Genomic DNA, 20,126 nt, shown 5'->3' with positions numbered 1-20,126 from the left:
CCGGATGACCGACGAGGGCCACGCGACCGGGTTCGCACCCATCGCGGAGCACGGGGTGATCGGCGACATGCGGACGGCCGCCTTGGTGGCCACCGATGGCGCGATCGACTGGTTCTGCTGCCCGCAGTTCGACTCGCCGAGCGTTTTCGGCTCGATCGTGGGCGCGGATCGGGGTGGTTCGTGGAAGATCGCCCCGGAGTCGCACGTCGACAGCCACCAGCAGTTCTACGTTCCCGACTCGAACGTGCTCATCACCCGGTTCCTGACCGACGACGGTGTGGTCGAGATCCACGACTTCATGCCCATCTTGCGGTCGCACGATCCCGAGCACCGGCAGCGCCTGGTGCGCAAGGTGGTCTCCGTGCGCGGCAGCATGCGGATGCGAGCGGACGTCGCACCCCGGTTCGACTACGGACGTGCCCAGCACCGCACCACCCGCGGCCAGTACCAGGTCACCTTCCGCGGTCCGGGCCTGACGCTAGCGCTGAACTCGAGCGTGGCCCAACGGATCGACGAGCACGGGGACGCGCACGCCGAGTTCGAGATGTCCGACCGCAGCACCGAGGTGTTCGTGCTGGAGGTGCTGGGCCAGGACGCCGAACCCGGGCCGGGGGGCCGCACCACGGCCGAAGTCGACGAGCTGTTCCTGGGCACTGTGGCGTTCTGGCGGGAGTGGCTGGGCAACTCGTCGTACCGCGGCCGCTGGCGCGAGACGGTGAACCGCTCGGCGCTGGTCCTGAAGCTGCTCACGCATGAACCGAGCGGTTCGATGATCGCCGCGCCGACGACGTCGTTGCCGGAACGGCTCGGCGGCGCCCGGAACTGGGACTACCGCTACGTGTGGCTCCGCGACGCCGCCTTCTCGTTGTCCTCCCTGCTGCGATTGGGGTTCATCGACGAAGCCGACGCGTTCATGACGTGGATGACGTGCCGGTTCGCCGAGGTGAGTGACAGCGCGGCCGGCCCGCTGCACGTCATGTACGACGTCGATTGCCGCAGGGACCTGACCGAGATATCGCTCGACCACTGGGCCGGGCATCGCGGTGCGCGGCCGGTGCGCATCGGCAACGACGCCGTCGACCAGCTCCAGCTGGACATCTACGGTGAGATCATCGACGCCATCTACCTGTTCAACAAGCACGGACGCCCGATCACGCACGACAGCTGGCTCGACCTGATCGGGATGGTTGACTGGTTGCAGGACAACTGGGACCGCGCGGACAGCGGGATCTGGGAATCGCGTGCGGGCCCGCGCCTGCACACCTTCTCCCGGCTCATGTCCTGGGTCGCGTTCGAGCGAGTCGTGCAGATCGCGCGCCAGCGCGGTCTTCCCGGCAACCTGGAGAGCTGGGTGCGGACCCGGGACGAGATCTACTGGCAGATCATGAGCGACGGGTGGAGCGAGAAGCGGCGGGCGTTCGTGCAGCACTACGACGAGGACGTGCTCGACGCCTCGTTGTTGCTGATGCCGATGATGGAGTTCGTCGCTCCCACCGATCCGCGCTTCTTGTCCACATTGGATGCGATCACGGAGAACCTGGTCACCGACAGCCTGGTTTTCCGCTACGACTACCGGGGTTCGCCCGACGGGTTGGACGAGGCGGAAGGCACCTTCTCCATCTGCTCGTTCTGGTACGTGGAGGCCCTCACCCGGGCGGGACGGCTCGAGGACGCCCGGCTGGTGCTGGAGAAGATGTTCACCTACGCCAACCACCTCGGGCTCTACGCTGAGCAGATCGGCCTCACCGGCGACCAGCTCGGCAACTTCCCGCAGGCCTTCACGCACCTGTCGTTGATCAGCGCCGCGATGAACCTCGACCGCGCCCTTGGATGATGCTCCGCCGCGACGAGCTGACTCGCTCGTTCGATGTACGGGGCCGGCCGCTCGACGTTCGCACGCACAGGAGTCCACTGTGGATCGATTGTGTTCGTCGTCGTCCGCGGCGCGTCTCCATTGGACAGGTGCTGTTGACCTCGCCCTGGTGGGTGAAAACCGGCATTGAAGTTCGTCCTCGTGGGCGCATGCGACTGCCCCGGTGATTTGTCACGGTGCGGGAGGACCGGCAATCGTCCATTGCCGACGGCTCACCGGGGAGGGTTTCGTCGACGACCGAGCCGGCGGCCGAGCTGGAGGAGGCGTAACGGGAAGAGCCCGAACAGTGGTGCGTTGCCCACGTCGCTCCCGTACTCCTGGTCGAAAGCGGTGGCGTAGCGGCGGGCGCGATTGGCGCTCGGGTACTGCTTGACACTGCCGGCGCCGCAGCCGCGTTCGCATTCCCACAGCATCGTCACGCCTTCGCTTCGAAAGCGAAAGCGATGTCCGAGAACACGACAACGAAGCATCGCCCCGCAGGGTATCCGCGATGCCAGTTCTCGCCAGTCGATCGTGCAGGAGGCTTGCCGTGACTGCCCAAGAGCTGCGTGCCATCCGAACGCAGATACCGGCCCGTTTGGACCGCCTACCGTGGTCGCGCTTCCACTGGCGGATCGTCATCGGGCTCGGAACCGTGTGGATCCTCGACGGGCTCGAAGTGACGATCGTGGGCTCGATCGCGGCGCGCATGACCGAATCCGGCAGTGGCATCAGCATGAACGCGGCCGACGTAGGAACCGCCGCCGCCGTCTACGTCGCCGGCGCGTGCTTCGGAGCGCTCCTGTTCGGCCAGCTCACCGACCGGTTCGGGCGCAAGAAGCTGTTCATCCTCACGCTCGCGCTCTACATCGTGGCCACCGTGGCGACGGCCTTCGCCTTCGCCCCGTGGTACTTCTTCCTCATGCGGTTCCTCACCGGGATGGGCATCGGCGGGGAGTATTCCGCGATCAACTCGGCCATCGACGAGCTCATCCCCGCGCGCAACCGCGGCCAGGTCGACATCGCCATCAACGGAAGCTACTGGCTCGGCGCCGCCCTCGGCGGTCTGGTCTCGGCCGTGCTGCTGTCCTCGCTGCTGCCGATGGCCCTGGGCTGGCGGCTCGCGTTCGCCCTCGGCGGAGTGGTCGGACTGGGGATTCTGCTCGTGCGGCGCAACGTTCCGGAAAGCCCCCGCTGGTTGTTCATCCACGGCCAGGAGGACGAGGCCGAACGCATCGTCGACGAGATCGAGGCCGAGGTGCAGCGGGAAGTCGCCCGGCCGTTGCCGTCCCCAGGCACGGCCATCACCGTGCGCCAGCGGAAGGCGATTCCGTTCCGAGAGATAGCGCGAGTGGCGATCCATCGTTACCCGCGGCGTGCGGTCCTCGGCCTGGCGCTGTTCGTCGGCCAGGCATTTCTGTACAACGCGGTCACCTTCGACCTGGGTACGCTGCTCAACACTTTCTTCGGCGTGGGGTCGGAAACGGTTCCGTACTTCATCACCGTGTTCGCTCTCGGCAACTTCCTCGGACCGCTGCTGCTGGGACGGTTGTTCGACACCGTCGGGCGGATACCGATGATCTCCGGCACATACTTCCTGTCGTCGACGCTGATCATCGTCACGGCCATCCTGCTGTTGACGCATTCGTTGACCGCTGTGTCGTTCATGGTGCTCATCCTGCTGACGTTCTTCGTGGCTTCTGCGGGGGCGAGTTCGGCATACCTGACGGTGAGCGAGGTCTTCCCGATGGAGACGCGCGCGCTGGCGATCGCACTGTTCTTCGCGATCGGTACCGCCGTCGGCGGCATCACCGGCCCGGCGCTGTTCGGGCACTTCGTGGAAAGCGGGCAGACCGGCCTGCTGGCGGCGGGGTTCTTCATCGGAGCAGCCGTCATGATCGTTGGCGGTGTCGCCGAGCTGCTGCTCGGCGTACGCGCGGAGCAGCAGTCCCTGGAGAACATCGCCCGGCCGCTGACCGCCGAAGAGGCGGAGACCGAACCGCAGCAGCACGCCGCGTTCGTGCAGGCCGAGCGCGAGGCCGGGCTGTCTGCGGGGGGCCGGCAACGGCTGCGCGAACGCGATGACCGGGTCCGGCAGCGCAAGTCCCGCATTCAGGAGCGGGACCGCACGGGACTGCGCCGGTTCCGGCCTGGCCCCGGGTCGAGCTTCTACTCGCCCGGCATGGTCGGCACCTCGTCGACCGCGAGCCGCTGGTCGGCGACCTCGGATGAGGTGCTCGACGACGAGATCGAGGACGTGGTCCGGGCGCTCCAGGAACAGGGACCGGCGGATCGAGACGAGCTGGAAGAGCGCGTGCAGGGGCGGTCATGGGGCCCGGGCCGGCTCCGAACGGCCTTGAAGGAAGCGCTGGAGGAGGGCCGTGCGGAGGAGCTGCCCCCCGGTCGGTACGCGCCCCGTCGTTCGAGCGGGAGTTCGGGCGAGCGCGGCACCTCTGCCGACCGGTGATGGCCGCGCAAGGCGGGAGGGGCACATTCTCGATGGTCAAAGGCCGGAAGCGAATCTGGGCGCGAATGCTGGGGACCGGTTTGGTGTTGTGGCTGTTCACGGTGATCACGACCTACCTGACCGCCAACCCCACCCTCGTTCCGACGCTGGTCCTGCTCGGCAGCTTCCTCGTTCCCGTAGCGTTCGTCGCGTGGGCGTTCGAACGCCGCACCACCGGGGAGATCACCGCCGCGCTGGTGTTCCAGACCTTCGTGGTGGGCGGCGTGCTCGGCGTACTTGCCGCGTCGCTCCTGGAGAGCTACCTCCTGCACCCGTCGGCGACGCTCTTCCTGGGCGTCGGGCTCATCGAAGAGGCGGTGAAGCTCGCCGCCCTCGCGGTGCTGACCCGCGGGCTCAAGGTGAAAACACCGCAGGACGGCATGATCCTCGGTGCCTGCGTCGGTCTCGGCTTCTCCGCGTTCGAATCCGCGGGTTACGCCTTGATGGCCGCCCTGACCGAACAGGGCCTCTCCCTCGTCGACCTGGTGATCACGGAGCTCGTGCGTGGCTTGGCGACGCCCTTCGGGCACGGCTTGTGGACGGCGATCCTCGGTGGTGTGCTCTTCTCCAGGAGCGGGCGGGAGAGCTTCTTGTTGACCGGTCGGCTGCTTGCGGCCTACCTCGGCGTGTCCCTTCTGCACGCGCTGTGGGACTCGGTGCACAGCATCGCGGTTCTGATTGCGGTGGCGCTGACCGAACCGAGCGGATGGAGCCCGGAGGAGACGCCCGGGTGGATCAGCGACCCGAGTTCCGAGCAGGTCGTCGTCCTGATGGTTCTCACGTGGAGCGGGCTCGCCGTGGTCGCGTTGATCGGGGTTGGCTGGTTGGGCGCGCTGATCTCGATCTACCAGCGGCCCCCTCGGGCGGAGGCACGTGGGTACCCGATCTCGACGCGTGGCCGCTGGTGGCCGGGGGGTCAGCCGCCTCCCCGGTGAAGTCGGAGTGGTGGTGCCGGTGCTGACCAGACGCGCGATGTCCGATCCGGAGAACCCCGGCGACGGATCCCGGGGAGCTGGTGCCGCCTGGGGCAGTTGGCCTGCGGTCGTCGCGCGGGTGAAGTCCCTCGGCTCCCGAGTGATCGGTTTCGGCCCGACCTCGGAAGGCGACTTGCTGCTGATCTTCAAGACCGCCGGCGCGGCCGGGATCGCGTGGGCGGTGGGCGGCCAGCTGACCGGCTCACCCAATCCGGTGCTGGCGCCGTTGGCCGCGGTGCTCGTCGTGCAGGCCACGGTGTACCAGACCCTCCAGTCCGGACTGCGCAGGGTCGTGGGCGTGGTGCTCGGCGTCCTGCTCGCCCTGGTGTTGGGGCGGTCGTTTGGCCTCAACGCCTGGAGCCTGACCTTCGTGCTCCTGCTGGCGCTGCTGGTGGGACGGATGTTCCGGCTCGGCGGCCAAACCAGCCAAGTCGCGGTCAGCGCGCTGCTCGTGCTGGCGATCGGGGACGCCGCAACCGGTTACGCCCAGGAGCGGGTCTACGAGACGCTCCTGGGCGCGCTGGTCGGGGTGCTGGTCAACGCGCTGATCGCTCCGCCCGTGCATGTGCACGCCGCGCGCGACTCGCTCGCCGCGATGGCGCGGAAGCTCGCTCGACTGCTGGTCGACATCGGCGAACAGCTCTCCGGCGAGGGGGTGGTGTTCGCGCCTGCGCGAACTAAGGAGCTGTTGTGGACCGCACGGGACTTCCACCACGAGATCGCCGAGATCCGGGAGCAGCTGGACCGCGCCTCCGAGAGCCTGCGCTACAACCCGCGCCGCAGCGTCTTCGTGAGCCCCGCTCGCAAGCCCGCTCCAGCGGCGCTGCTGTCGAGGGCGAAAGCGGCGGCCGAAGCCGTCGACCACATCGTCGACCAGACCAGTGGTATCGCCCGAGCACTGGCCGACGTCGGAGAAGGCCGAGCGGGCGCCGAATGGGACACGGCCACCGCCGCGCGGGTCGGCGAATTGGTGACCAGCATCGGCAACGGAGTCGCGACCTGGGCACGGACCCTGGTCGCCGACGACCCCGATGCACCTGAGCGACCCGGCGAAGACCCGCCCCGGCAGCAGCTGATCCGCGCCATCGAAGAAGCGCGTGCCCAACTGGCCTCGCTCAGCCAGGAACTGGCCGCGCACCGCCGGGACGCCGACGGCCCGACGACCATGAGCTGGTTGGCCGTCGGCAGCGTTCTGGCCGACCTCTCCAGGATCCTCGCTGAGATCGATCCCGCCGGCGGTGCGCACAGGACCGCCGTGTCGGCGACACCAGCAGCCCGCCTGCACCTGCTGTGGCCCACCTTCCGGCCGCTGCGCCGCAAGCTCCGCGCCGCTCGTGGGCGCCTTCGCCGTCGAGGCTGAGCAGGCCTGCGTTCGTTCCGCCGGGCCGAATCTCCGCAGCGGATTTGGACCTCACCAGTGCAGGAATGTCGGTTCGGCGATCGTCAAACTCGAGGTGGCGGCGCACTTCTGGCCTCAGCAGAGCGCGGGTGTGGGGGGAAGGCATGGAACCGCAGAAGATCCGATGCGAACACTGTGGACGCGTCAACCGGATACCGTCGGTGGGCGAGGGGCGCCCCACATGCGGCAACTGCCACCGGCCGATGCCGTGGATCGCTGAGGCCGGGGATGCCGACTTCGCGGAGGTCGCCGAGAAGTCGTCCCTGTTCGTGCTGGTCGACCTGTGGGCACCATGGTGCGGCCCATGCAGGATGGTCAGCCCGGCGTTGGAGCAGGTGGCCAAGGAGCTCGCCGGTCGGGTGAAGCTCGTCAAGGTCAACGTCGACTCGGCGCCCAACACGTCGCAGCGGTTCACCGTTCAGGCCGTCCCGACCCTCCTGCTGCTCGACAGGGGCAGGGTCATCGCACGCCAGGCCGGCGCGTTGCCCGCGCCCGCCCTCCGCGAGTGGGTCGAGCAGGGGATCGGCGCCAGCACCTCCGAATCGGGACAATCCCACTGAATCTTCAAGCCGGGCGGGAATTCCTCGCGACAGCCCCGGGAAGCCCGCTGCGGACGGGTTCGTCCGGCGCTCATGTCACCCCGTCGAGAACTCGCCACGCGCGGGTCGCGACGTGCAGGTTGAGCCGGTTGTCGACGTCATTGATGTCGATGCGCGAAATTTCCCGGATTCGGCGGAGGCGGTACCGGAGTGTGCTCCGGTGGATGACCAGAGCGGTGGCGGTGGCGTTGTAGTTCCCGCCGCATTCGAGGTACTGCGACAGCGTTCGCACCAGGTTCGAGTGGTGCTTGCGGTCGTATTCCAGGAGGGAGCCGAGCCACTCCTGGACGAACGTTTCGATGTCGGCACCTCCGTCGCCCTGGCCGAGGATGCGGTAGATGCCGAGTTCGTCGAAGAAGGTGATTCCGTTGCTCAGCCGCGACTGTTGGCGGATCCGCAGGGACCGCAACGCCTCCTGGAACGATCGCGCGAAGTCTCCCGGCGAGTCGCAGCGACCCCCGACCCCGATCGCTCCGCCGTCGGTGCCTATTTCGTCGGCGACCGCGGGGAAGAAGCAGTCTCCGTCGGGTCGGCCGCTGCTGAACAGGACCACCATTCCCGATCGGCGCGCCAGGAGGATCGACATGCCCACTTTCTTCGTGGCCTTCCAGACAGCGACGGCGAGCTCATCCTCGGTGCCCGTGCCGGGCCATTGCACCGCCACCGCGTAATGCGGCGCGTGGAGGTTGTGGCCGACCGCCTCGGACCGGGCGAAAACGCTTTGGTCGCTCGTGCCGGCGAGGAGGTCCTCGACGAGATCACGTCGCAACCGAAGCTCGATCTCGGCCAGATTCCGGGCGTGGCTCAGCCGCAGTTCGAGGGCCATCGCCGCGCGCTCCAGGGCGTAGATCACGTGCGGTCGGACCGTGGGCCCCGGATCGAACAGGACGATGACCCCGAGGATTTCGTGCCGCAGTTGTGCGACTGCGACGAGACGGTCCCGGTCACGCGTCAGTCCGTCGCAGATGGTCGCTTGTTGGAGAGTCTCTTCCCGCCGCACGTTCGGTTCCGGGTACGGGTCGGGTCTGCCAGGGCCCGCCCACGACAGCAAGTTGCCGAAGCGATCCTCGACGGCGACTGCCCGATCAGTCAGCTCGTGCAAGGTGGCCGCGATCTCGTCCTCGCGGCCGTCCGAGGCCACGATGTGGGTGAAGGCATCGTGGATGGTCTGGCTGCGCTGCAGGTCTGCGACCGCGTCCTTGAGACGTTGGTTCATTATCGCGAGTTCTTCGCTCAACCGGCTCAGTTGCAGAGCGTGCTCCCGTTCGACTTGGTGTAGCGAGGCGTTCGCCACGGCAGCGGCCGTCTGTTGGGCTAGCACGGTGAGCAGGAACAGCTCGTTGGGATCTGGCTCGGCCTTCCCCGTGACGACGAGGTAGCCGCTCAAACCACCGGGACGCTTCAAGCCGAAGGCCCGCGCCCATGTCGCCCCCGGTACCGCTATGGGGCCGTCCTCGCCCTCCAGTGCGCCGAGCTGGTCAACCAGCTCGGTCGGCGGATCGTGCTCGTCGGGAAGGAATTCGATCAGCTCCCGATCACGCAGCAGGTAACCGGACCGGGCTTGGCAGGCACCCAGGGCGGGCACCGAGGACATCGCCAAGCGCAGGATGCCCTCCTGGTCCCGCCGTTCGAACATCGTCATCGCCAGCTGGAACAGGCGGTCGAGGCCGGAACCGGACGCTGCCGCCCAGGTGCTGGTGTTTCGTGGTCTTGCAGGGGTGTTCGGGTCGTCCATAGGATTTTCCCCGATGGTGTTTCTTACGCCTCGCAACGTTACGCCGTGGAACGGACGGGACAACCCGGACACGTCCGCATCGGAGTGTTGAGTCGTCGGCGGTGCGCACGGCCGATCGATTGCTTCGACAGGCCGAAACCTGGCAGAGATTTCGTCCCCGGGGATGGACGCGCCGACGGGGCGAGAGCGGCAAGCTAGCACGCAGTGGGCCCAGGCGAGTTCGGCACGCACCTGGACACGTGATGAGTGTCGAATTTGCCGATCTGCCGCTGGAATGTGGTGCTCGCAGTCGGCTGTGGACTAACTCCGGTCCTGCGGGCAGGTCCTGATCTGGTGTTGCCAACCCGCTTCGATTCGATCAAGGAGTCCGGCAATGGCGCTGATGCGATTCGATCCGTTCCGGGAATGGGACAGGGCCGCCGAACAAGCGTTCCGCGGTGCGCGTGCCATGCAGCAGTCCATGCCCATGGAAGCCTTCCGCCGGGGTGACGAGTTCTTCGTCGCGTTGGACATGCCAGGGGTGGCCCCCGATGACGTGGATGTGACGGTGGAACGCAATGTGGTCAACATCCGCGTCACACGGCGTCCGCTGCGCCAGGAAGGCGATGAAGTGCTAGTGGACGAGTGTCCGCAGGGCGAGTTCTCCCGGCAGCTGTTCCTGGGGGAGAACCTCGATCCCGGCAACCTCTCCGCCAATTACGAATCGGGCGTGCTGATGCTGCGGATTCCGGTGGCCGAGGCGAGCAAGCCGCGCAAGGTCGAGATCGGTGCCCAGGTGCCCGGCCAGCAGTCCGTCGAGTCCGTCGAGGCTCGTGGTGAGCGCCAGAAGGAGAAGGCGTAGGCGAGTCCGAACAGCAGTGCCACTCGATCTGCTTTCGTTGACAGGAGCTACTCATGGCCAAAGCAGTCGGCATTGACCTGGGTACGACGAACTCGGTGATCGCGGCCTGGGAAGGCGGCGAAGCCGGAGTGATCCCGAACGCCGAGGGCTCGCGTACCACCCCGTCCGTTGTCGCCTTCACCGATTCCGGGGAGCGGCTGGTGGGGCAGTTGGCACGACGCCAAGCGATCTTGAACCCGAAGGGGACCATCTACTCGGCGAAGCGGTTCATCGGCCGCCGCTACGACGAGGTGGCGAGCGAGGCGGACGCGGTCGGTTTCGACGTCGTCGAAGGCGAGAACGGGCTGGCCCGGTTCGAGGTCCGGGGCAAGATGTACGCGCCCGAAGAGATCAGCGCCCAGGTGCTGCGCAAGCTCGCCGACGACGCCGGTAAGGCGCTCGGCGAGCGAGTTACCGAGGCCGTCATCACGGTGCCCGCCTACTTCAACGACGCGCAGCGCACGGCGACCAAGGACGCCGGGCGGATCGCCGGGCTCAACGTGCTGCGGATCATCAACGAACCGACCGCGGCTGCGCTGGCGTACGGACTGGACAAGCGCACCCACGAAACGGTGCTGGTGTTCGACCTCGGAGGCGGCACCTTCGACGTCAGCATTCTCGACGTCGGTGACGGGGTCGTCGAGGTCCGCGCCACCGCCGGCGACGGCCACCTGGGCGGCGACGACTTCGACCGCAGGCTGGTCGACCACCTGGCCGACGAGTTCCAGCGGGACAACGGGATCGACCTGCGCAACGATCCGCAGGCCCTGCAACGGCTTTTCGAGGCGGCTGAGAAGGCCAAGGTCGAGTTGAGCTCGGTGTCGCAGACGCAGGTCTCGCTGCCGTTCATCACCGCCGATGCCTCCGGGCCCAAGCACCTGCAGAGCTCGATCATGCGGTCCACGTTCGACAAGCTGACCAGCGATCTCGTCGACCGGTGCCTGGACCCGGTCAAGCAGGCGATGGGCGATGCGAAGGTCACCGAGAACGACATCGACGAGGTCATCCTGGTCGGCGGCTCGACCCGGATCCCGGCCGTGCAAGCGCTGGTGCGGAAGCTGACCGGCGGCAAGGACCCCAACATGAGCGTCAACCCGGACGAGGTCGTCGCCGTGGGGGCCGCCGTGCAGGCCGGTGTGCTCAAGGGCGACGTGCAGGACGTGCTGCTGCTCGACGTGACCCCGCTGTCGCTGGGCGTGGAAACCCGCGGCGGTGTGATGACCAAGCTGATCGAGCGCAACACGACGATCCCGGCGCGCCGCACCGAGGTGTTCTCGACCGCCGAGGACAACCAATCCGCAGTGGACGTGGTGGTGCTGCAGGGCGAGCGCGAACGCGCGGCCGACAACCGCGTGCTCGGGCGGTTCCGCCTGGAGAACATCCGTCCGGCGCCGCGCGGTGAACCGCAGATCGAGGTCACCTTCGACGTCGACGCCAACGGCATCCTCAGCGTGACCGCGCGGGACAAGGACACCGGAGCGGAGCAGAGCATCACCATCAGCGACAGCTCCAACCTCGACAAGAGCGAAGTCGACCGGATGGTGTCCGAGGCCGAGCGCAACCGGACCGAGGACCAACGCTTGCGTGAAGCCGTCGACGCCCGCAACGAGCTCGACTCGGCGGCCTACCAGGTCGAGAAGCGGCTCGAAGAGCTGGGCGAAGCGGCCCCGTCGAACGAGCGGGCCCGCGCGGAGATGCTGATCAACGAGGCACGCGAGGCGGTGCAGAACGAGGCGCCGCCCGACCGCGTCCGTCCGCTGACCGACGACCTGCGGCAGATCTACCAGGGGCTGGCCGCGCACACCGCGGCAGCGGGCGCCGCCTCCGGCGGCGGGTCGCAGTCGGGTGGTGACGACTCCGACGACGTGGTGGACGCCGATTTCGAGCGGATGTGAGGCGTGCGATGACGACATCTTGGGAACCTGACGCCGAAGGTACCGAGCAGGAACCCGGGGTCGATTCCGACGGCGCGCCGTCCGAGCCCGAGGAGAAGCGGCAGGAGCCCGATGTCGCGGAGTTGGAGGACCGCTGGCGCCGTGCTCTCGCCGACCTCGACAACCTGCGCAAGCGCCACGCCCGCGAGCTGGAGCGGGTGCGGGCGGAGGAGCGGGCCAAGGTCACCGCGGCCTGGTTGCCGGTGATCGACAACCTAGAGCTGGCGCTGGAGCACGCCGACGCGGACCCGAGCTCGGTACTCGACGGGGTGCGCGCGATCCGCGACCAGGCGGTCAGCCTGCTGGCGCAGCTCGGATACCCGCGTCGGGACGAGGTCGGCGTTGCGTTCGACCCGAATCGCCACGAGGTGGTCGACGTCGTCGAGACACCCGACGCCGAACCGGGCACGGTCGTGCGCGTGCTGCGCCCGGGTTACGGCGACGCCGACAACCAGCTGCGCCCCGTCGCTGTGACCGTGAGCCGGAAGCCAGGGTGATGCGCCCATGGCGCGCGATTACTACGAGGTGCTCGGCGTGTCCCGCAACGCCAGCGCCGACGAGGTGCAGCAGGCCTACCGCAAACTCGCCCGCCGCTACCACCCCGACGTCAACTCCGATCCGTCGGCCGAGGAACGCTTCAAGGAGATCAACGAGGCCTACAGCGTGCTGTCCGACCCCGACACCCGCAAGCGCTACGACCGCTTCGGCCCGGACTTCCGCTCCATTCCGGAGGGTTACGAGGAGTGGGTTGGTGCCGGCCAAGGTGCTGGGCGCGGAGGTGCCGGGGCTGGCGTGCGCGGCGGCGTGCGCGTCGACGAGGGTTTCGGCGGGGTCGACTTCGAGGACCTGTTCGGCCGCTTGTTCGGAGCGCGGGGGGCCGCCGGTCCGATCCCGGGGGCAGACCAGGAAGCCGAGCTGGAGCTGACCGTTGAGGAGGCGTACCGCGGCGGCAAGCGGAACGTCACCCTGTCCGGACCATCGGGTGCGCGCAGCTTCGAAGTGACGATTCCCCGGGGCGTGGTGGATGGCCAGCGCATCCGACTGCCCGGGCAGGGGGGTCGCGGCGGCGGCAACGTCCGGGCCGGCGACCTGTACCTCGTGGTGCGCCTCGCGCCGCACAGCCGATACCGCGTGTCCGGGCGGGACATCTCCGTCGACCTGCCGGTCGCGCCGTGGGAGGCGGCGCTGGGCGCTATGGTCCCGCTCACCACGCCGGGTGGCGAGGCGAAGGTCCGCGTGCCGCCCGGTTCGTCGAGCGGCAGGCGACTGCGGCTGCGCGGGGAAGGCATGCCGAACCCGCGCGGATCTCCAGGCGACCTCTACGCCGAGGTCCGGATCGCGGTGCCGCCGAAGCCGACCGACCGCGAGCGCGAGCTGTTCGAACAGCTGGCGGCGGAATCCACCTTCGACCCGCGGAGGCCATGATGAGCGCAGCTTCCACACCGAGCAGCCGCGCCAGCTTGCCGGGAGTGGTGGTTCGGTACCCGCTGGCCCGACCGCATCGGTTGAGCCTGGAGACGACTGCTGCGCGCGCGGGTCTGCATCCGGATCTGGTCCGCCGCTTCGTGGCGTTGAGCCTGCTGGACGCCTCTCGCGACGTGCACGGGCGATTGTGGTTCGACGCCGATGCCCCCGCTGCCCTCGCCCGGATCCAGCGCCTTCGGTGCGGCTTGTCGTTGAACTACGCCGCGATTGGCCTTGTGCTGGACCTGCTCGAACGGATCAGCCGGCTCGAAGCCGCCTTGCACGCCGCCGGTCGAACCGGTACTGGAGGTGATCCACGATGGACATGAACCGCTTGACCCAGAAGTCCCAGGAGGCGCTGCGGAACGCGCAGAGCGTGGCGACCGAAATGGGGCACACCGAGGTCGACGGTGAGCACCTGCTGCTCGCACTGCTCGACCAGGCTGACGGCGTCGTGCCGCGGATGATCGAACAAGCCGGCGGCGACCTCGCCGGATTGCGCAAGGGCGTGCGGGAGGCGCTGTCGCGACGCGCCAAGGTCACCGGGCCGGGCGCCACGCTGGGGCAGGTTTACGTTACGCAGCGCCTCTCCCGGCTGCTGGACGCCGCCGAGCGCGAAGCCAAGCGGCTCAAGGACGAATACGTCTCGGTCGAACATCTCGCGCTCGCGCTGATCGACGAGGGGTCGGCGACCGAAGCGGGGCGACAGCTGGCCCAGCACGGCGTCACCCGGGAGGAGTTCCTCTCCGCGCTGACCCGCATCCGGGGGAGCCAGCGGGTCAGCTCGGCGAACCCGGAGAGCGCGTACGAAGCCCTGGAGAAGTACGGCCGGGACCTGGTCGACGAGGCCCGGCGCGGGATTCTGGACCCGGTGATCGGCCGGGACGCCGAGATTCGCCGCGTGATCCAAATCCTGAGCCGCAAGTCGAAGAACAACCCGGTGCTCATCGGCGATCCGGGCGTCGGCAAGACGGCGATCGTGGAGGGGCTGGCCCAGCGGATCGTGCACGGCGACGTTCCCGAGGGGTTGCGGGACAAGACCGTTTTCGCCCTCGACATGGGGTCGCTGGTCGCGGGAGCGAAATACCGGGGCGAGTTCGAGGAACGCCTCAAGGCGGTGCTGAACGAGGTCAAGGCCGCCGAGGGGCGCATCCTGCTCTTCGTCGACGAACTGCACACCGTCGTGGGTGCGGGTGCGGCCGAAGGCGCGATGGACGCCGGCAACATGCTCAAACCGATGCTCGCGCGAGGCGAGCTCCACATGATCGGCGCGACGACGCTGGACGAGTACCGCAAGCACGTCGAGACCGATGCCGCGCTGGAACGCCGCTTCCAGATCGTCATCGTCGACGAACCGAGCGTCGAGGACACCATCTCGATCCTGCGTGGTCTGCGCGAACGCCTGGAGGTGTTCCACGGGGTGAAGATCCAGGACGGCGCGCTCGTCACGGCGGCGACGCTGAGCCACCGCTACATCAGTGACCGCTTCCTGCCGGACAAGGCAATCGACCTGGTCGACGAGGCCTGCGCCCGGTTGCGCACCGAGATCGACTCGATGCCCGCCGAACTCGACGAGCTCACCCGCCGGGTGACCCGGTTGGAGATCGAGGAAGCCGCGCTGTCAAAGGAATCCGACCCGGCCAGCCAGTCCAGGCTGGAGGAACTCCGTCGAGAACTGGCGGATCTGCGCGCCGAGGCTGACGCCAAGCACGCGCAGTGGGAAGCTGAGCGGCAGGCCATCAGGCGAGTCCAGGAACTGCGCCAGGAGCTGGAGCAGCTGCGGCGCGAGGCCGAGGAAGCGGAGCGCAAGTACGACCTCAATCGCGCGGCCGAGCTGCGGTACGGCAAGATCACCGGACTGGAGCGGAGGCTGGCCGCGGAGGAGGAGCAGCTCGCGAGCAAGCAGGGCGACCACCAGCTGCTCCGGGAGGTCGTCACCGGCGAGGAGATCGCCGAGATCGTGGCGGTTTGGACGGGTATTCCCGTCGCGCGCCTGCAGGAGGGCGAGCGCGAGAAGTTGTTGCGCCTCGACGAGATCCTGCGCGAGAAGGTGATCGGCCAGGACGAGGCGGTGTCGCTCGTCACCGACGCGATCATCCGCGCCCGGTCCGGCATCCGGGATCCGCGACGCCCCATCGGGTCGTTCGTGTTCCTCGGCCCGACCGGTGTCGGCAAGACGCAGCTGGCGAAGACGCTGGCCGCGACCCTGTTCGACTCCGAGGAGAACATGGTCCGGCTCGACATGAGCGAGTACCAGGAGCGGCACACCGTCAGCCGGCTGGTCGGCGCGCCGCCCGGCTACGTCGGGTACGAGGAAGGCGGGCAGCTCACCGAGGCGGTGCGGCGCAAACCCTATTCGGTGGTTCTGTTCGACGAGATCGAGAAGGCCCACACCGAGGTCTTCAACACCCTCCTCCAGGTCCTCGACGACGGGCGGATCACCGACGCGCAGGGACGCACCGTGGACTTCCGCAACACGGTCATCATCATGACGTCCAACATCGGGTCGGAGTACCTGCTCGAAGGCGTCGTCGGCGGCGAGATCAAACCGGACGCGCGGGATCGCGTGATGGCGGAGTTGCGGCAGCACTTCCGCCCGGAATTCCTCAACCGCATCGACGACATCGTGCTGTTCCGGCCGCTGTCGCTGCCCGAGATCGAGCAGATCGTGGACCTGCAGTTCGACGATCTGCGCGGACGCCTGGCGGAGCGGCGGATCACGCTCGAGGTGACCGAGGAGGCCCGCCAGCTCATCGCCGAGCAGGGGTTCGATCCGGTCTACGGTGCCCGGCCCCTGCGCCGCTTCATCGCGCACGAGGTCGAAACCAGGATCGGTCGCGCGCTCCTGCGCGGAGAAGCCCGCGAGGGCGGCGTTTTGCGGGTGTCCGTCGTCAACGACGACCTGCACATTTCCTACGAGGAGGGAGAACAGCGGGCGCAAGCGGCTTGACGACAAGCGCGTCCGCTCACAGAAGCAGATCGAAGACGAGGAACACCCGTTCCCACTCAGCGGTGCCCGGGTTCTTCACGTCGGGGTCGATCGCCTTGAACGTCCGTGCAAGCGCCACGCTGATGCCTCCCGCCACATGGGGAAGCCGCTGGCGCGCCTCCTCGCTGAACTCCACCTCCAGCGGCGGCTGCGCGGTGAGGTGTTCGAGGATCGGCTCCACCTCGATCTCCTCGTCCAACTCGTCGAAGGCCTGGATGCTTTCCTGCAGCCCTTTGGTGATGGGAAGGTCGGAAACCTGCATCACGTCGCGCGAGTTGGCGGTCGCGGAGTTCCGCCCCATGAGGCACAAGTCGTAGAGCTTTTGGTTGACGAAGTCGTTGTAGCGCTTGAGGTCGTTCTTGTCGACGCGCAGTCCGGCCACAGCGCGGAAGAACCGCTCGAATTTGGTCACTCCCATGACGGCCATGTCGGTCCCCTTCCACGCGGTCTCGGTCGTCGTCCGCGTCAACCTGCCCGCCGCGTTCCCCACCCATGATGTGGTGCTGTTGCGCCGCACCCGTCACCCTGGCAAGACTCCCGCCATCCCGCACGGGCCCCACGGGGCGAATCTCGCCGCGGTTCTGCATCCCGGGGCACGAGCAATTGCTGCTTATTCCACGTTCGGGGAGAGCACCACCCAGTCGGCCACGCGACCAGCGCTCAGGTTCGCGACGGCATCGCCGATGCCGTCTAGCCGGTACACCGAGGTCGAGGTGTGAACCTTGCCCGCCGCGACGAGCCCCATCAGTTCGCCGAGGTCCTGGTGGCTGCCGACCAACCTCCCCACGAGATGCGCCTGCAGGATTTCGTTGGTCGGCAACTCGATTCCGGCACCGTAGCCGGTCACGAAGTAGGCACCCGCCCTGCGCAGCAGGGCCAGTGCGGCCGCTCCGCTCTCATTGGTACCTAGGAAGTCGAGAACGAGGTGAGCACCCCGGCCCGCGGTCAAGTCGAGCACCGCGTCGATCCGCTGCCGTTCCGCTTCGGCGGTCTCCGGCGCCCCGGAACCACCGCGCTTTCCCCAGTCGGAGAGGTCGACGACCACGGTGTCGTAAGGCGAGAGCGCTGTCACGCACTGCAAACCTATCTGCGCCAGCGCATCTCCGCCGAGCACGACCACGCAGCTGCCAGGCGGCACGAACGACAACGCGCTCTTCACCGCGTGGTACGCGGCAAGCCCGGCATCCGCGAGCACCGCGATGTTCGTCGGGTCCAGCGTGGACGGAATCTTGACCACCGACATGGCGTTGGTGAGCACCAGTTCAGCCATGCCGCCGTCCGAATCGATGCCGGGCGTGCGAGAACGCTCGCAGTGCCGGTCGTTTCCCGATCTGCACGCGCGGCACAGCCCGCAGTTGACCAACGGCTGGAGGATGACCGCGTCTCCAGGCGACACATTGGTCACACCGGAGCCGATGTCGTACACCCAGCCGGCGTTCTCATGACCCAACGTGTACGGCAGTCGGGTACCGATCATGCCCACCCATCGATCCTCGATGAGGTCGAGGTCCGTGCGGCACAGCCCGGCGCCGCCGACCTCGACCAGGACGTCCAATGGGGACGCCACCGCTGGCTCCGGAACCTCCTCGGCAACCGGAGGCTTGCCGTATTCATGCAGGCGAACGGCCTTCATCGCGCACCACCTCGTCCTCATCGGCGCGGGGTTCGAAATCCTGGGTGGGAGGTGTCGACCGAGCTGATGCCAGCATCACCGCCGCGCCGCAGGTCGCGCAAGCGGCGCCGCCCTGCGAGTTGTGGAAGCAGCACGCCCATGGACGAAAACGATCTACAGTGGATGATCGTGCAGCGCGCTGAGCCGCTCGAACGCCTCGTGGACGGGTGACCGATTGGTGGGGGAGAATCGACTGAGCGCGGGCGCTTTTCGATGGTGAATTGTGGCGTCCTCGCAGTGGAAGCCAACGGAAGGGGTGTTCGATGGCCGTGCATCCGAGGGCGGGGCAGCCTGCGGACCCGTCCGATCTGGTCGATGTCGCACGTTTGGTGACCACCTACTACGCCGAGCACCCCGACCCCACTGCGCCGGAACAACGCGTGTCCTTCGGGACCTCCGGACACCGCGGTTCGTCCTTCACCCGGAGCTTCAACGAGGACCACATCCTGGCCACCAGCCAGGCGATCTGCGACTGGCGGTCCGCCCAGGGCATCGACGGCCCGCTGTTCCTCGCTCGAGACACCCACGCGCTGTCGGAACCGGCGTTCGTCAGCGCGCTGGAGGTTCTCGCGGCCAATGACGTGGATGTGCTCGTGGATGCCCGGGACGGCTACACGCCGACGCCTGCGTTGTCCCGGGCTGTCCTGGCGCGCAACGCCGGGCGCACGAGCGGCCTCTCCGACGGGGTCGTCGTCACCCCGTCCCACAATCCCCCGACGGACGGCGGCTTCAAGTACAACCCGCCGCACGGCGGGCCCGCCGATACCGCTGTGACGAGTTGGATCGCCAGGCGCGCCAACGAATTGCTCGCCGAGGACCTGAAGGGAGTGCGCAGAATCGCGTACGCCCGTGCCAAGGCGGCCACGAGCGCCTACGACTTCGTCGATGCCTACGTGGGCGAGCTTCCTTCGGCTGTCGACCTCGACGCGATCCGCGCCGCCGGCATCGGTATCGGCGTCGACCCGCTCGGCGGCGCCAGCCTCGCCTACTGGACCGAGATCGCCGACCGGTACGGGCTCGACCTGACGGTCGTCCAGCAGCACGTCGATCCGACGTTCCGGTTCATGACGCTGGACTGGGACGGCAAGATCCGCATGGACTGCTCATCACGGTACGCAATGGCTTCGCTGATCGACCGGCGGGCCGACTTCCAGATCGCGACCGGCAACGACGCGGACGCCGACAGGCACGGGGTGGTCACCCGAGGAGCCGGACTGCTCGACCCGAACCACTACCTCGCGGTCTCGATCCACTACCTGTTCGACCACCGCCCCGACTGGCCACCTGGTGCCGCGGTCGGTAAGACCCTGGTCAGCTCCCGGATGATCGACCGGGTCGCCGAGGCCCTCGGCCGTGGACTGGTCGAAGTCCCGGTGGGATTCAAGTGGTTTGTCCCCGGCCTGCTGGACGGATCGATCGCGTTCGGCGGGGAGGAAAGCGCGGGCGCCTCGTTCCTCCGGCACGACGGCGGCGCGTGGACCACTGACAAGGACGGCATCCTGCTGGGCTTGCTGGCGGCGGAAATCCCAGCCAGGACCGGGTCCTACCCCGACGAGCTGTACCGGAAGCTCGTCGAGCGGTTCGGCGATTCCAGCTACGCCCGCATCGACGCACCGGCAACCCCGGAAGAGAAGGCACGCCTGTCGAAACTGTCCCCGGATGCCGTGTGCGCAACGGAGCTGGCAGGCGATCCCATCACGGCACTGCTCACCACCGCGCCGGGCAACAACGCGCCCATCGGTGGGTTGAAGGTCGAAACCGACTCCGGCTGGTTCGCCGCGAGGCCATCCGGAACTGAGGACGTGTACAAGATCTACGCGGAGAGCTTCCAGGGTCCGGAGCACCTCGCGCGCATCCAGGACGAAGCGGTGCAGGTCGTCTCCACCGCCCTGCGGTCCGGGAGCTGAGGATGCGCTCGTCGGACTTCCGCGTTGGCGGAATTCCGTTCGCGCGGGCTTGACGGTGAATTGCCTTCGAAGGATGTTTCCGGACAGCGTGCTGCAGGTGGGTCGAGTGGGGCTTCGCAAAAAATCTTCCGCGCTCCTCTTGAAACCTAGTCCATGCCATTGCCAGAATAAGTGCGTTGGCGCTCCAGGTTTCCTCCATTGGAGGTGCAGGATCA

15 protein-coding genes are annotated in these 20,126 nt (G+C 67.8%); 12 read left to right on the top strand and 3 right to left on the bottom strand.

Going from position 1 to position 20,126, the window contains the following annotated elements:
- The first annotated feature begins 4 nt into the window (after window positions 1-4).
- From MOQ72_RS17840 to trxA, 5 genes are all read left to right on the top strand, one after another.
- Complete coding sequence (locus MOQ72_RS17840; RefSeq protein WP_242184867.1) at window positions 5-1,834, top strand: glycoside hydrolase family 15 protein; 1,830 nt, start codon at window positions 5-7, stop codon at window positions 1,832-1,834.
- 568 nt (window positions 1,835-2,402) lie between these two features.
- Window positions 2,403-4,319: an MFS transporter gene (locus tag MOQ72_RS17835; RefSeq protein ID WP_242184866.1), complete on the top strand. Its 1,917-nt coding sequence runs from the start codon at window positions 2,403-2,405 to the stop codon at window positions 4,317-4,319.
- Window positions 4,320-4,351: 32 nt separating this feature from the next.
- Window positions 4,352-5,293 (top strand): PrsW family intramembrane metalloprotease, encoded by a 942-nt coding sequence (locus MOQ72_RS17830; protein ID WP_242184865.1) that lies wholly within the window; start codon window positions 4,352-4,354, stop codon window positions 5,291-5,293.
- A 19-nt stretch (window positions 5,294-5,312) separates the two neighbouring features.
- Entirely contained in the window at window positions 5,313-6,692 is a 1,380-nt protein-coding gene (locus tag MOQ72_RS17825; protein WP_242184864.1) for an FUSC family protein, read from the top strand.
- Between the two features lie 242 nt (window positions 6,693-6,934).
- The gene (gene trxA / locus MOQ72_RS17820; RefSeq protein ID WP_242184863.1) at window positions 6,935-7,291 is read left to right on the top strand and encodes a thioredoxin; all 357 of its coding nucleotides are present in this window, start codon (window positions 6,935-6,937) and stop codon (window positions 7,289-7,291) included.
- Window positions 7,292-7,361: 70 nt separating this feature from the next.
- On the opposite strand, the gene MOQ72_RS17815 is transcribed toward trxA, so the two are convergent.
- Window positions 7,362-9,065, bottom strand: coding sequence for a PucR family transcriptional regulator (locus MOQ72_RS17815; RefSeq protein WP_242184862.1), 1,704 nt, complete (start codon window positions 9,063-9,065; stop codon window positions 7,362-7,364).
- Window positions 9,066-9,438: 373 nt separating this feature from the next.
- Between MOQ72_RS17815 and MOQ72_RS17810 the strand changes: the two genes are divergently transcribed.
- The 6 genes from MOQ72_RS17810 to clpB are packed head-to-tail and all read left to right on the top strand — an operon-like array spanning window position 9,439 to window position 16,293.
- Complete coding sequence (locus MOQ72_RS17810; RefSeq protein ID WP_242184861.1) at window positions 9,439-9,906, top strand: Hsp20/alpha crystallin family protein; 468 nt, start codon at window positions 9,439-9,441, stop codon at window positions 9,904-9,906.
- Window positions 9,907-9,959: 53 nt separating this feature from the next.
- Window positions 9,960-11,840, top strand: a complete 1,881-nt coding sequence (gene dnaK, locus MOQ72_RS17805; RefSeq protein ID WP_242184860.1) for a molecular chaperone DnaK — start codon at window positions 9,960-9,962, stop codon at window positions 11,838-11,840.
- 8 nt (window positions 11,841-11,848) lie between these two features.
- Window positions 11,849-12,376: a nucleotide exchange factor GrpE gene (locus tag MOQ72_RS17800; protein WP_242184859.1), complete on the top strand. Its 528-nt coding sequence runs from the start codon at window positions 11,849-11,851 to the stop codon at window positions 12,374-12,376.
- 7 nt (window positions 12,377-12,383) lie between these two features.
- Window positions 12,384-13,304 carry a DnaJ C-terminal domain-containing protein gene (locus MOQ72_RS17795; RefSeq protein ID WP_242184857.1) on the top strand — a complete coding sequence of 307 codons (921 nt, stop codon included), beginning with the start codon at window positions 12,384-12,386 and terminating at the stop codon, window positions 13,302-13,304.
- Window positions 13,304-13,672, top strand: coding sequence for a chaperone modulator CbpM (locus MOQ72_RS17790; protein WP_242184855.1), 369 nt, complete (start codon window positions 13,304-13,306; stop codon window positions 13,670-13,672). Before MOQ72_RS17795 ends, MOQ72_RS17790 begins: the two co-directional genes overlap by 1 nt.
- Window positions 13,663-16,293, top strand: coding sequence for an ATP-dependent chaperone ClpB (gene clpB / locus MOQ72_RS17785; protein ID WP_242184852.1), 2,631 nt, complete (start codon window positions 13,663-13,665; stop codon window positions 16,291-16,293). The genes MOQ72_RS17790 and clpB overlap by 10 nt, the downstream gene beginning before the upstream one ends.
- Before the next feature lie 16 nt (window positions 16,294-16,309).
- Here the strand turns inward: clpB and MOQ72_RS17780 are convergent, their stop codons facing one another.
- Together MOQ72_RS17780 and MOQ72_RS17775 are read right to left on the bottom strand one after the other, a co-directional pair.
- Window positions 16,310-16,849, bottom strand: coding sequence for a DUF1931 family protein (locus MOQ72_RS17780; protein ID WP_242184850.1), 540 nt, complete (start codon window positions 16,847-16,849; stop codon window positions 16,310-16,312).
- A gap of 93 nt (window positions 16,850-16,942) precedes the next feature.
- Window positions 16,943-17,965 (bottom strand): alcohol dehydrogenase catalytic domain-containing protein, encoded by a 1,023-nt coding sequence (locus MOQ72_RS17775; protein ID WP_242184848.1) that lies wholly within the window; start codon window positions 17,963-17,965, stop codon window positions 16,943-16,945.
- 302 nt (window positions 17,966-18,267) lie between these two features.
- On the opposite strand from MOQ72_RS17775, the gene pgm reads away from it, so the two are divergent.
- Entirely contained in the window at window positions 18,268-19,911 is a 1,644-nt protein-coding gene (gene pgm, locus MOQ72_RS17770; RefSeq protein WP_242184847.1) for a phosphoglucomutase (alpha-D-glucose-1,6-bisphosphate-dependent), read from the top strand.
- The last annotated feature ends 215 nt before the right edge of the window (window positions 19,912-20,126 follow it).

Origin of the sequence: Saccharopolyspora soli, assembly GCF_022678645.1 — a bacterium.
Lineage (GTDB): Bacteria > Actinomycetota > Actinomycetes > Mycobacteriales > Pseudonocardiaceae > Saccharopolyspora > Saccharopolyspora soli.
This window is presented reverse-complemented; position numbering and strand designations above follow the sequence as displayed.